Source organism: Paenibacillus sinensis, assembly GCF_019904155.1.
GTDB classification, from domain to species: Bacteria; Bacillota; Bacilli; order Paenibacillales; family Paenibacillaceae; genus Paenibacillus_AQ; species Paenibacillus_AQ sinensis.
Genome location: NZ_JAHCMB010000128.1, coordinates 214,004 through 226,488 on the forward strand (window position 1 = coordinate 214,004; position 12,485 = coordinate 226,488).

The 12,485-nt window shown below is 57.6% G+C and carries 10 protein-coding genes; 8 read left to right on the top strand and 2 right to left on the bottom strand.

Annotation, left to right across the window (positions count from 1 at the left end):
- The first annotated feature begins 102 nt into the window (after window positions 1–102).
- Complete coding sequence (locus KIH86_RS14930; protein WP_223085182.1) at window positions 103–1,446, top strand: GH1 family beta-glucosidase; 1,344 nt, start codon at window positions 103–105, stop codon at window positions 1,444–1,446.
- A gap of 109 nt (window positions 1,447–1,555) precedes the next feature.
- On the opposite strand, the gene ilvD is transcribed toward KIH86_RS14930, so the two are convergent.
- A complete protein-coding gene (gene ilvD, locus KIH86_RS14935) occupies window positions 1,556–3,244 on the bottom strand; it encodes a dihydroxy-acid dehydratase (protein WP_223085181.1) in 1,689 nt (562 codons plus the stop codon).
- Between the two features lie 445 nt (window positions 3,245–3,689).
- Here ilvD and KIH86_RS14940 point away from each other — a divergent pair, with 445 nt between their 5' ends.
- The 4 genes from KIH86_RS14940 (at window position 3,690) to mgrA (ending at window position 7,164) form a co-directional block, all read left to right on the top strand.
- Window positions 3,690–4,430, top strand: coding sequence for an alpha/beta hydrolase (locus tag KIH86_RS14940; protein WP_235775428.1), 741 nt, complete (start codon window positions 3,690–3,692; stop codon window positions 4,428–4,430).
- A gap of 91 nt (window positions 4,431–4,521) precedes the next feature.
- A complete protein-coding gene (locus tag KIH86_RS14945; RefSeq protein ID WP_223085177.1) occupies window positions 4,522–5,289 on the top strand; it encodes an HAD family hydrolase in 768 nt (255 codons plus the stop codon).
- Window positions 5,290–5,317: 28 nt separating this feature from the next.
- Window positions 5,318–6,058 (top strand): NAD-dependent protein deacylase, encoded by a 741-nt coding sequence (locus KIH86_RS14950; protein WP_223085175.1) that lies wholly within the window; start codon window positions 5,318–5,320, stop codon window positions 6,056–6,058.
- A gap of 101 nt (window positions 6,059–6,159) precedes the next feature.
- A complete protein-coding gene (gene mgrA / locus KIH86_RS14955; RefSeq protein WP_223085172.1) occupies window positions 6,160–7,164 on the top strand; it encodes an L-glyceraldehyde 3-phosphate reductase in 1,005 nt (334 codons plus the stop codon).
- 14 nt (window positions 7,165–7,178) lie between these two features.
- Here the strand turns inward: mgrA and KIH86_RS14960 are convergent, their stop codons facing one another.
- Window positions 7,179–8,045, bottom strand: a complete 867-nt coding sequence (locus tag KIH86_RS14960; protein WP_223085166.1) for an AraC family transcriptional regulator — start codon at window positions 8,043–8,045, stop codon at window positions 7,179–7,181.
- A gap of 398 nt (window positions 8,046–8,443) precedes the next feature.
- Between KIH86_RS14960 and galE the strand changes: the two genes are divergently transcribed.
- The 3 genes from galE to KIH86_RS14975 all read left to right on the top strand — a co-directional run bounded on the left by galE (window position 8,444) and on the right by KIH86_RS14975 (window position 12,434).
- Window positions 8,444–9,433: a UDP-glucose 4-epimerase GalE gene (gene galE, locus KIH86_RS14965; protein WP_223085164.1), complete on the top strand. Its 990-nt coding sequence runs from the start codon at window positions 8,444–8,446 to the stop codon at window positions 9,431–9,433.
- A gap of 49 nt (window positions 9,434–9,482) precedes the next feature.
- Window positions 9,483–11,066 carry a UDP-glucose--hexose-1-phosphate uridylyltransferase gene (locus tag KIH86_RS14970; RefSeq protein WP_223085162.1) on the top strand — a complete coding sequence of 528 codons (1,584 nt, stop codon included), beginning with the start codon at window positions 9,483–9,485 and terminating at the stop codon, window positions 11,064–11,066.
- A 204-nt stretch (window positions 11,067–11,270) separates the two neighbouring features.
- Complete coding sequence (locus KIH86_RS14975; RefSeq protein WP_223085159.1) at window positions 11,271–12,434, top strand: iron-containing alcohol dehydrogenase; 1,164 nt, start codon at window positions 11,271–11,273, stop codon at window positions 12,432–12,434.
- Window positions 12,435–12,485: the final 51 nt, after the last annotated feature.

Here is a 12,485-nt window from a genome sequence, read left to right on the forward strand (position 1 = left end):
ACAGTTTCAAAAAAAATGGGATATCCTATTCTCAACGGGTGCATAAACAGGTAAGATAGATTTGAGTTTTGTTATGCTAACAGAAACAGGAGGAACTAACATATGAGCAGTATGCTCTTTCCAAAGGATTTTATCTGGGGGGCGGCGACCGCTTCCTATCAAATTGAAGGCGCTTATCAGGAAGATGGCAGAGGGTTGTCTATTTGGGATACGTTCTGCCGCGTTCCCGGGAAAGTGCTGAACATGGATAACGGGGATACCGCTTGTGACAGCTATCACCGCTTCCGCGACGATATCGCGCTGATGAAAGAGCTTGGCCTCAAGTCTTACCGGTTCTCCATCGCCTGGCCCCGGATTTATCCGCAAGGACGCGGCGAGGTTAACACCAAGGGCCTGGAGTTCTACGATGCTTTTATCGACGCCCTGCTGGAGAATGGAATCGAGCCGATGTGCACCCTGTACCACTGGGATCTTCCGCAGGCGCTTCAGGATGAAGGCGGCTGGGAGAACAGAGCCACGATCGATGCCTTTACCGCTTATGCCGAAACGATGTTCCGCCGCTATGGGGACAAAATCAAACGGTGGATGACGGTCAATGAGCCGTGGTGTGCGTCTTTCCTGTCGAACTATCACGGTGAGCACGCGCCGGGCAACAAAGATTTGCAGACTGCGGTCACGGTTGCGCATCATCTGATGCTGGCTCACGGCCAGGCGGTCCGTAAATTCCGGGAGCTCGGCATGGACGGGGAGATCGGATTCGCGCCCAATGCAACCTGGATGGAGCCGTACACCCGCAGCCAGGAGGACATCGACGCCTGCAGACGCGAGAACGGCTGGTTCATCGAGTGGTTCATGGACCCGGTGTTCAAAGGGGAATATCCGTCCTCTCTGACGGAATGGTTCCGTGAGAGAGGGGCCGAGGTTCCGATTCAGGAAGGCGATATGGCCATAATTTCCGAGAAAATCGACGTGCTTGGCCTGAACTACTATAACGGCTCGGTGGCCCAATATTCGGAGAATGCCGGTATTACGCGGTGCCAGCCGGTGGACATGGGGTATGAGCGTACCGATATCGGCTGGCCGATCTATCCGGAAGGCTTCTTCAACGTTCTGAGCTACATCAACGAAAGATACGGAGATATTCCGATCTACATTACGGAGAACGGAGCCTGCTACAATGACGGACCGCAGCACGGCGCCGTTGCCGACCAGAAGCGGATCGCCTATCTCCATAAGCATCTGCTGACACTGAAGCGCTGCCTGGAGAACGGCATCCCGGTGAAGGGATATTTTGCCTGGTCGCTGATGGACAATTTCGAGTGGGCCTATGGCTACAGCATGCGGTTCGGCCTCATTCATGTGGATTATGACACGCTGGTTCGCACGCCGAAGGACAGCTTCTACTGGTACCAGAACGTTATCGCGAATAATGCTGTGGAAGTCTGAGTTCTTCTATATTGAAAAAGAAAGCCCGGAAAGTCGCCGCTTGGCGCTCTTCCGGGCTTTTGTCTTGCAAGTTAAAGTTATTTGAGTGGGCCGGGGGAGGCGGAAGAGACTAAATCTTCAGCACGCCGCCCTTGCTTGCATTCGTCACGAGCTTGGAGTAGCGGGCGAGGTAGCCGGTCTTCACCTTCGGCTCGAATTCCTTCCACTCCTTGCTGCGGCGCTCGGCCAATTCTTCGTCGCTGACGAGCAGCTCGATCTTGCGGTTGATCAGATCCAGCTCGATGATGTCGCCGTCATGGACAAAAGCGATCGGGCCGCCTTCCGCCGCTTCCGGCGAAATATGGCCGATGCTGATGCCGCGGGACGCACCGGAGAAACGGCCGTCTGTAATGAGGCCGACCTTGGCGCCAAGCCCCATGCCGACGATCTGCGAGGTCGGAGCCAGCATTTCCGGCATGCCGGGACCGCCCTTCGGACCTTCGTAACGGATAACGACGACATGGCCTTCCTTGACCTTGCCGCCTGCGATGCCTTCCAGCGCTTCCTCCTGGGAGTTGAAGCAGATGGCCGGTCCCTTATGGTAGCCGCCTACGGAAGGATCGACTGCGCCAACCTTGATGATGGAGCCTTCCGGAGCCAGGTTGCCGTACAGAACGGCCAGGCCGCCGACCTTGGAGTAAGGGTTGTCCAGCGTATGAATGACGCTGGTGTCCTGGATTTCATGGCCGCGGACGTTCTCGGCCAGCGTATTGCCGGTTACGGTCTTGCAGTCGCCGAACAGCGTGCCTTCTTTCTTCAGCAGCTCGTTCAGCACGGCGCTTACACCGCCCGCACGGTCCACGTCTTCAATGAAGATATCGGAAGCGGGAGCCAGCTTGGCAAGATAAGGCGTGCGGTTGGCAACTTCGTTAATCCGTTCGAGCGGATAATCGATCTCCGCTTCCTGTGCGATAGCCAGCGTATGCAGCACTGTGTTGGTGGAGCCGCCCATCGCCATGTCCAGTGCGAACGCGTTGTCGATCGATTCCTGGGTGACGATATCGCGCGGCTTCAGATCGAGCTTGATCAGCTCCATCAGCTGCTTCGCGGATTTGCGGACGAATTCCTTGCGCTCTTCAGCAACGGCCAGGATCGTGCCGTTGCCCGGAAGCGCAAGACCGAGCGCTTCAGCCAGACAGTTCATGGAGTTCGCGGTGAACATGCCGGAACACGAACCGCAGGTCGGACAGCCGTATTGTTCGAGCTCCAGCAGCTCGTCGTCGTTGATCTTGCCGACCTGGTGGGCGCCAACACCCTCGAATACCGAGGTGAGCGACAGCTTGCGGCCTTTGCTGTCCACGCCGGCCTTCATCGGGCCGCCGCTGACGAAGATCGTCGGGATATTGACGCGCAGCGCGCCGATCATCATGCCCGGTGTGATTTTGTCGCAGTTCGGGATGCAGACCATGCCGTCGAACCAGTGCGCATTCACGACGGTCTCCAGCGAGTCGGCAATGATCTCGCGGCTCGGCAGGGAGTAGCGCATGCCGATGTGGCCCATGGCGATGCCGTCGTCCACACCGATCGTATTGAACTCGAACGGTACGCCGCCTGCTTCGCGGATCGCTTCCTTGACGATCTTGCCGAATTCCTGCAAATGCACATGGCCTGGAACAATATCGATATAAGAGTTGCAGACCGCGATAAACGGCTTGCCGAAATCCTCTTCCTTTACGCCGGCCGCACGCAGCAGACTGCGGTGCGGAGCCCGGTCAAAGCCCTTCGTAATCATGTCAGAACGCATTTTCTTGGCTGCCATCTGAACTCGGTTCCCCCTTATGAATCATAATAATTGCCTCATGCAACGCGTTAACGCGCTGCTCTCCGAAGAGCGGCAAAGCCGCTATTTATAGAAAGAACAGGGTCTTGTTCCGAGCGTTACGGAATACACGGCCTTATCTTGCCCGTTTCTATAAAAAATCTCCTTGTTTAATAGTAGAGTTTATCACAGAAGCGGCTTTTTTTCTACCGGGCAATGTTAAGTATCGCTATAAAAAAGAGATTCCCGCCATCGGCTCACCTCTTTGATTTGAATTGAAAAGTACGCATTTTCCTGGAGCCCTGTTGTGATCTGTTTCACTAGGAGAGAAGGCCCCGGCGGATGATTATGGCAATTTGCAGAAGGTTGTTTGCATGAAGGGATTACACTATAATTTTCCTTGAGAAAAGAAAGCTGCATGCCTCATAACCCGGGAGCTGACGATGTGAACTCATTTCGCAAAAAGCGCGGATTGCTGATTGTACTGGTCGCTGTTGTTCTTGCCGCGGCGCTGGCGCTCTGGCTGTATTTAAGACCTTATGAGCCGAACGGCTCAGCCGAGAAGGCTCTGTTGACAGGCGGGGGAATTACTGTAGAAGTGAATGACAACTGGATATCCTTCGAGCCTAGGGTGTCACTCGGGATGGGCATCATTTTCTACCCGGGGGGACTTGTCAAGGCCGAATCTTACGCTACGCTCGCCCGCAGACTGGCCTTGGCCGGATATCCCGTCTACATCGCCGTCATGCCGCTTAATCTGGCGGTAACCCGGAGTGAAGCGGCGGAGGATATCATCCGGGTTCACCCCGGAATGTCCTTTGTGATCGGAGGGCATTCACTCGGCGGCGTCATGGCTTCCCGGTTTGCGGCGAAGCATGCGGACGAGCTGGCGGGCGTGTTCTTCCTGGCCTCTTATCCCGACGATAAGGGCAGCCTGAAATCGACCACGCTGTCAGCGTTGTCCGTGCTGGGAACCGAGGACAAGATCATTGACCGGGTGAAGTACAGTGAAGGCAGATCCTACCTTCTTGACAACACCGTCTATTACTCGCTGGAAGGCGGGAATCATGCCCAATTTGGGGATTACGGCCCGCAGAAGGGCGACGGGGAGGCGACGATTACTCCGGAGCGGCAGCAGGAATTGACAGTTCGGGCCATGCTGGACTGGATGGGAAATCTTCGGTAGAAATACCGGCAGTGGTCCGTGCGCCATACACGGGCTGCTGCCTGCTTGGAGGAATCGGCGGATGCATAATGTTCGGAGGGAGAAGTGAGGAATGCCTGAGCTATATGTGAACGGAATTTCGGTGCCCTGCAGAGCTGTTTTGTTCGATAAGGACGGCACGCTGCTGGACATGATGGAGATGTGGGGAGCCTGGGCGCAGGATGTCCTGGACCGTCTGGAGACGGAATTGGCCCTGTCGGGGTCAGAATTCGCCATCGGGAAGGACAAGGTATTCGGTACATATCATGATGCGCACGGGAGGATTACCGGCTATGATCCGGCAGGCCCGCTGTCGATGGCGACGATAGAGCAGTCCTACGGCATTCTGGCCTGGCAGCTGTACAACGCCGGAGTGCCGTGGAACGAGGCGGTCATCCGGGTCATGAGTATCGCGAAGGACGCGATGAACAGTCTGCGGGAACGGCGCTCGGCGAAGCCGCTGCCCGGCCTGCTGCGGTTTCTTGCCGAATGCTCAGCAGCCTCTCTTCGGCTCGGTGTCGTCACCTCTGACGAGTCGGCGGCAACGGCGGAGCATCTGGAGTGGCTGGGCATCACCGCCTATTTCGGCTCCGTTGTCACTCGCGATAAGGTGAAACGGGGTAAGCCCGCACCGGAGATGGCGGAAAGGGCTTGCCGGGAGCTTGGCGTTTCGCCAGAAGAGGCCGTTATCATCGGGGACAGCAACGCGGATATGCAGATGGGTAAGGGCGCGGGCCTGCGCCTGGCCGTAGGCATAACCGGAGACTTGGAAAGCGCGGAGCACCTGGCGGACGCTGATCTGATCGTCCGTGACTACCGGGAGCTGTCCGTGCTTCCGTAATTTGAGATGGGAAAGGATGTTGCATGCGATGGATTCCTTGTCAACGCTGGCTTCCTGGATCGGGGAAAGCTCAAGCATAGTCTTTTTTGGAGGGGCCGGAACCTCGACGGAGAGCGGAATTCCCGATTTTCGTTCTGCAGCCGGTTTGTATCTGACGGAGAAGAGCTCGCCGTATCCACCTGAGCAAATGCTCAGCCACAGTTTTTTCGTGAGCAAGCCCGAGGTGTTCTTTGACTTCTACCGCAGCAAGATGCTGCATCCGGACGCGGAGCCGAACGGCGCGCACAAGCTGCTGGCCCGGCTGGAGCGGGAGGGGCGCCTAAGCGCCATTGTCACGCAGAATATCGACGGCTTGCACCAGAAGGCCGGAAGCACACGCGTGCTGGAGCTTCACGGCTCCGTACACCGAAATCACTGCATGAAATGCTCGCGGCCTTACGGGCTGGAAGCGATACTTGAGAGTGCGGAGACGGTTCCGCATTGTCCGGTCTGCGGCGGCGTCATCAAGCCGGATGTCGTGCTGTATGAGGAGGAGCTGGACCGCAGGGTGCTGACGGATTCCATACAGGCCCTCTCGGCGGCCGATCTGCTGATCATCGGCGGGACCTCGCTAACCGTTCAGCCGGCGGCCAGTCTGACCGCCTATTTCCGGGGCAGACATGCCGTCATGCTCAACGCGGAGCCGACGGCCTACGATTCACGGGCCGATTTGATCATCACGGACCGGATCGGGCATGTGTTCGACCGTGTCGGAGAACTGCTGACCTAGAATTCCGCCCCGCCAAGCCATATTCCAGATTCGGATTCGCTCCCGCCGTTTATAAGAGTTAGGAACCGCAAACACATACCACACCAAAGGCGGGGATGACGATGGCTTATCTGGCAAGCGATGAACGGTATGAGTTGATGAGGTATAACCGGTGCGGGAACTCGGGACTTAAGCTGCCGGCGATATCGCTCGGACTTTGGCATAATTTCGGCAGTGCGGACGCCTACGACAACAGCAGGGACATGATAACGCGGGCGTTCGATCTCGGGATTACGCATTTTGACCTGGCCAACAATTACGGCCCGCCCCCCGGCGCGGCCGAGGAATTGTTCGGGCGGGTGCTGGCGAAGGATTTGTCTCTGTACCGGGATGAGCTGATCATATCCACGAAGGCGGGCTATTATATGTGGCCCGGACCTTACGGGGAATGGGGCTCGCGCAAGTACCTGCTCTCCAGCCTGGACCAGAGCCTGAAGAGACTCGGCGTAGACTATGTCGATATTTTCTACTCGCACCGTCCCGACCCGGACACCCCGCTGGAGGAGACGATGGGCGCGCTGCACCAGGCGGTGCAGTCCGGGAAGGCGCTCTACGCCGGCTTGTCCAGCTACAGTCCGGAACAGACGGAGGAGGCGGCAGCCATTCTCAAGGCTCTCGGCACACCGCTCTTGATCCACCAGCCCCGGTATTCGCTGCTGGACCGCTGGATCGAGAATGGACTTCAGGATGTGCTGGATAGGCTGGGCGCCGGAACCATCGCCTTTACGCCGCTCGCCCAGGGCCTGCTGACCAACAAATATTTGAACGGAATTCCCGGCGACTCCCGGGCGGCGAAGCCGGGTGCTGCGCTGAGTGAAAGCCAGGTCACGCCGGAAGCTATCCGCAAGGTCCTGCTGCTGAATCAGATGGCCGCAGCCCGCGGACAGACGCTGGCGCAATTCGCGCTGGCGTGGGTGCTGCGCGGCGGAAGGGTGACTTCGGCGCTGATCGGGGCAAGCCGGGTCAGCCAGATCGAGGACAATGTCGCTGCATTGTCCAATCTTGAATTCTCCGGTGAGGAACTCTCTCGTATCGATATCATTCTCAACCCGGAGACCGGAGAATGACGGGCCTGACGGCTCTATGTGAGCTTGCCCTCCGGCTGGCGGGCGGTGACAGCACGGTAGGCCGTCGGCGACTGCCCGCAGAACCGCTTGAACTGGCGGGAGAAATACAGGGCGTCGGTCAGGCCGACCGACGCCGCCACCTGCTCCACGGACAGCTCGGGACGCTCGCGAAGCAGCTGCCTCGATTTGTCGATCCTCAGCTTGAGCAGATACGTAACGGGCGACAGCCCCGTTTCTTCCTTGAATACCCGCGACAGATAAGCCCGGTTATAGCCGAGGCTTGAGCACATCAGCTCGATGGACACCGGATGCGCGTACTGCGACGACATATAATGAATCATCTGCTTGACTGTCCGCTTGACCTGGGAGTCTCTGCCGGGCAGACGCGAATGGGCCTTCAGCATACCGGCCGCTTCTCCAAGCATGAGATACAAATAGCCCAGCGAAGTCAGATGCCCGCTCTCCTGTCCGCTGTGGAAGGCTTCCATAATGCCGGCCAGGGAGCCGGGGATCACGCTTCCCTCGCCGCAGGATGCCACCGGCTGCTCGGGGGAGAAGCCGGCTTCATGGACAAGCCTTCCGGCTTCCGTTCCGGAGAAGGCCGTCCAGCGGTATTTCCAGGGAGTGTCCGGATCGGAGACATAGCTCACGAGCTGGCCGGGATGGATCAGGAAGCAGTCGCCGGGACCCAGCTCGTAAGTACGGTACTCCGTACGGAAAGATCCCGCCCCCTGCTCGATGCAGTGGAGCAGGAAGTAATCGTATATTTTCGGCCCCAACTGGTGCCTCGGCAGCGTCTGGCTCTCGCCCGCGAACAGGACGTGAAGATTCTGTTCCTCATAATAGACGGGGTTTGAAGCCACGGAGTAGGAGTGTTCCATCCGCAAGTTCCTTTCTCGGATCAATTTCTGGTGAAGTCACATTTATCCATACATTACACACATGATTGCATTACAGGCGATGACACCTTTTATTATACTATAACCGTACAGCAAAGCGTAAGCGGCAGCAAGGTTACTGCGCAAGAGGCGGGATGGAGCAAGACGGTAAGCGGTTTTTATTCATACAGAGCAGCCCTGATCATACGCTTGGCAACCGCTCTTGTATTTCGCCCCGAAAGAGGGAACATCCTTCTTGGGGGAGAATCGAACAGCTTACCCTTGTCTGATTATTCCATGTGCTGCCTGTAATGCATCTTGGCGCAGAACAGACATAAGCGTCACCCCAATACAGTACGCCCTCTCTAGGGGGCGCAAGAATCGGAAGGAGTGGAAGGTAGATGGCTATTTTGGTAACAGGCGGAGCGGGTTATATCGGCTCCCATACGGTAGCGGAACTGCTTGAACGAGGCGAAGATGTGGTGGTGCTGGACAATCTGGTGACCGGTCACCGCGAATCCCTTCTGGGAGGCAGGCTGTACGTGGGCGATCTTCGCGACAAGGAACTGCTTGCCAAGCTGTTCGCCGAGAACGACATCGACGCGGTCATTCATTTCGCGGCCAGCTCGCTGGTTGGCGAGAGCATGAAGGACCCGGTCAAATACTACGACAACAATGTGTACGGCACTCAGTGTCTGCTCGAAGGCATGCAGAAGGCTGGCGTGAACAAAATCGTCTTCTCGTCGACAGCGGCCACTTACGGGGAACCGGAGAAGGTGCCGATTGAAGAAACGGACCGCACACAGCCTTCCAATGTATATGGGGAGACGAAGCTGACGATGGAGCGGATGATGTCCTGGTTCGATAAGGTGCTGGGCATCAAATATGTGGCGCTTCGCTATTTCAACGCCGCAGGCGCCCATGCAAGCGGCAAGATCGGCGAAGACCACCGTCCCGAAAGCCATCTGATTCCGCTAGTGCTCCAGACTGCCCTGAAGCAGCGCGAGAGCATCGCGGTCTTCGGCGAAGACTATCCGACGGAAGACGGCACTTGCATCCGGGATTACATCCATGTGAGCGATCTGGCTGACGCGCATGTGCGGGCCGTGAACTATCTGCGCGGCGGCAACAGCAGCAACTTCTTTAACCTGGGCAACGGCACAGGCTTCTCCGTCAAAGAGGTAATCGAGACGGCGAAGGAAGTCACCGGACTCGAAATTCCGGTCGTCATTCAGGAACGCCGCGCCGGCGATCCCGCTGTGCTCGTAGCCTCCTCGGAGAAAGCCCGCACGGTTCTGGGCTGGAATCCGGCCCGCGCCGATCTGAAGGACATTATCCAGAGCGCCTGGAGCTGGCATTCCTCCCATCCGCAGGGTTACGGCGAAGCATGAATTTGACGGCTCTCTAGCGGAGCCTTCCATACCGAAGGAGAACAACGCAATGACTAACGAACGGAACAGAACAGAAGGGGCTGAGCGCGCCCTTATTGCGATCGATCAACTCGTGCTCTTCGCCTCCCGCCGGCGGCTCATCGAGCCGGCAGACACCGACTACGGCCGCAACCGGCTGCTGGAGCAGTTCGGCTTCAGCGAGCCTTATGACGGCGAACCGGATCTGACGGAGCTTGAGGGACCTCAAGCTCCGCTGGACGCCCTTATCGATTACGGCGTCGAAATCGGGCTGATCCCGGAGAACACCGACACGTACCGGGACCTCCTGGACGCGAAAATCATGGGCCAGCTTATGGCCCGTCCCTCGGAGATCAACCGGGAGTTCGTCACGCTGGCGGAGACAGAAGGCATTGCCGCCGCGACGGACCGTTTCTACCAGCTCAGCATCGACTCCAACTATATCCGGATGGACCGCATCTCCAAAAATGTCTACTGGCTGCAGCCTTCGTCTTATGGCGATCTGGAGATGACGATCAACCTGTCCAAGCCGGAGAAGAATCCGAAGGAAATCGCGATGGCCCGGCTGCTTCCGCCTCCGGTCTATCCGAAATGCCTGCTCTGCCGGGAGAACATCGGCTACGCCGGACGTCTGAATCACCCGGCTCGCCAGAATCTGCGGGCGATTCCGCTCACGCTGAACAAGGAGAAGTGGTTCTTCCAGTACTCGCCTTATGTGTACTACAACGAGCATTGCATCGTGTTCCATCACGATCATGTGCCGATGAAGCTGACCAAGGATACCTTAAAGCGTCTCCTGGCGTTTGTGGGCGATTTCCCGCATTATTTCATCGGCTCGAATGCCGACCTGCCGATCGTCGGCGGATCGATTCTGACGCATGACCATTTTCAGGGCGGCCGCCATACCTTCGCACTTCAGAAGGCGCCGATTGAGCAGTCGTTCACCCATCCGTCTTATCCGGGCGTATCCCTCGGGATGGTGAACTGGCCAATGTCCGTTGTGCGGCTTCAGGGCGAAGACCAGGCCGTGCTGCTGGAATGCGCGAACGACCTGTACGAAGCCTGGAAGGGATACAGCGACCCCTCCGCCGATGTTTTGGCTTTCAGCGAAGAGAACGGCGAGCGTGTGCCGCATAACACGGTTACGCCAATCGTCCGCCGGAGCGCAAGCGGCGGCTATGAGGCGGACCTGGTGCTCCGCAACAACCGTACAAGCGAGGAGCATCCGGAGGGCATCTTCCATCCGCACCGCGAAATGCACCATATCAAGAAAGAGAACATCGGCCTCATCGAGGTTATGGGTCTTGCCATCCTGCCGGGACGTCTTAAGGACGAGCTTGATGACATTGCCAGCATTCTGGTGGGCAACGCAGAAGAGCTTCAAGCGGTTCGTGCTTCGGCTGATCACCGCCTTGCCCAGCATGCCCACTGGATCGGCCAGCTGGTGGAACGCTTCGGCACCTCGCTTGACCGTGAAGAGGCGATCGGCATCCTGCGCAACGAAGTTGGCCTTAAATTCGCACAGATTCTGGAGCATGCGGGAGTCTACAAGGTTACACCGGAAGGCCGTGCGGCTTTCCGCGCGTTCCTCAAGAGCTTCGGCACGGTTCAATAACAGAACCAGGCAGCTGGTCTTGATCTTGCCAACAGCCCCGACTCTCACAGATCGGGAACTTGCAGTCGGCGGTTTCTCCGAAAGGAGAGGCCGCCGGCTTTTTTTTAACGAAGAGCAAATTTGAATGTGCAAAATGGGTAGATTATAATAGATTTCGCGTCATCCGGGACAAACCCGGAACAATACGGTTAGGAGGCACAGCCTATGCGCAATTTTCAATTTTACAACCCGACCAAGCTGATCTTCGGCAAAGGCACACTCGAAGCGCTGAAGACGGAGGTTCCCCGCTACGGAAAGAATGTGCTTCTTCTCTACGGCGGCGGCAGCATCAAGCGAAACGGTCTGTACGATAAAGTGGTTGCCATTCTGAAAGGCGTCGGCGCGAACATCACCGAGCTGCCCGGCGTTGAGCCGAACCCCCGCTTGTCTACCGTACATAAAGGGGTCGATCTCTGCCGGAACGAGAACATCGATCTGATTCTGGCGGTTGGCGGCGGCAGCGTGCTTGACTGTGGCAAGGCCATCGCCGTCGGCGCGAAGTATGAAGGCGATATGTGGGATTTCGTGGAGCGCAAGGCGGCTCCCCAGGATGCGCTGCCGCTCGGCACGATTCTGACGATGGCGGCTACCGGCTCCGAGATGAACAACGGCTCGGTTATCACGAATGAGCAGACCGAGGAGAAGATGGGCTGGGGCAGCCCGCACTCCTATCCGGTCTTCTCCATTCTGGACCCGGAGCATACGTTCTCGGTGCCGCGCGACCAGACGGTGTACGGCGTCGTGGACATGATGACCCATGTGCTGGAGCATTACTTCCACAACGATCCGAATACACCGGTTCAGGACCGCTTCTGCGAATCGCTCCTGATCACCATGATGGAGGCCGGCTCGAAGCTGGTCGAAGACCTGGAGAATTATGAGCTGCGGGAGACGATTCTGTACTGCGGAACCATGGCGCTGAACGGCATGGTAAGCATGGGCTTCGCGGGCGACTGGGCAACGCATAATATCGAGCACGCTGTATCAGCCGTGTACGATATTCCGCATGGCGGCGGCCTGGCCATTCTGTTCCCGCAGTGGATGAAGTATAATCTGGAGACCAATCCGGAGCGGTTCAAGCAGTTTGCAGTCCGCGTGTTCGGCGTGGACCCTTCCGGCAAGAGCGCAAGCGAAGCCGGGCAGGAAGGCATCGATGCCTTGCGGAAATTCTGGGACTCCATCGGGGCGCCGAGCCGGCTGGGGGATTATGATATCGACGACAGCCGGATTGATGAAATGGCGGAGAAGGCGGTTCGCTTCGGCCCCTTCGGCAACTTCCGCAAGCTGGATCGCGAGGACACCGTGGAAATTTATAAAATGTCGCTGTAAACCGCGGCATAACAGTGTGAAATGCAGGAAGGGCGCGGCGAGAGGCTGCGC

Bases quoted from the DNA above. Each gene is read 5' to 3' on its own strand.
- galE (WP_223085164.1), top strand. From the start codon at position 8,444: ATGGCTATTTTGGTAACAGGCGGAGCGGGTTATATCGGCTCCCATACG.
- mgrA (WP_223085172.1), top strand. From the start codon at position 6,160: ATGGCTTATCTGGCAAGCGATGAACGGTATGAGTTGATGAGGTATAAC.
- ilvD (WP_223085181.1), bottom strand. From the start codon at position 3,244: ATGGCAGCCAAGAAAATGCGTTCTGACATGATTACGAAGGGCTTTGAC.
- KIH86_RS14945 (WP_223085177.1), top strand. From the start codon at position 4,522: ATGCCTGAGCTATATGTGAACGGAATTTCGGTGCCCTGCAGAGCTGTT.
- KIH86_RS14950 (WP_223085175.1), top strand. From the start codon at position 5,318: ATGGATTCCTTGTCAACGCTGGCTTCCTGGATCGGGGAAAGCTCAAGC.
- KIH86_RS14930 (WP_223085182.1), top strand. From the start codon at position 103: ATGAGCAGTATGCTCTTTCCAAAGGATTTTATCTGGGGGGCGGCGACC.
- KIH86_RS14970 (WP_223085162.1), top strand. From the start codon at position 9,483: ATGACTAACGAACGGAACAGAACAGAAGGGGCTGAGCGCGCCCTTATT.
- KIH86_RS14960 (WP_223085166.1), bottom strand. From the start codon at position 8,045: ATGGAACACTCCTACTCCGTGGCTTCAAACCCCGTCTATTATGAGGAA.
- KIH86_RS14975 (WP_223085159.1), top strand. From the start codon at position 11,271: ATGCGCAATTTTCAATTTTACAACCCGACCAAGCTGATCTTCGGCAAA.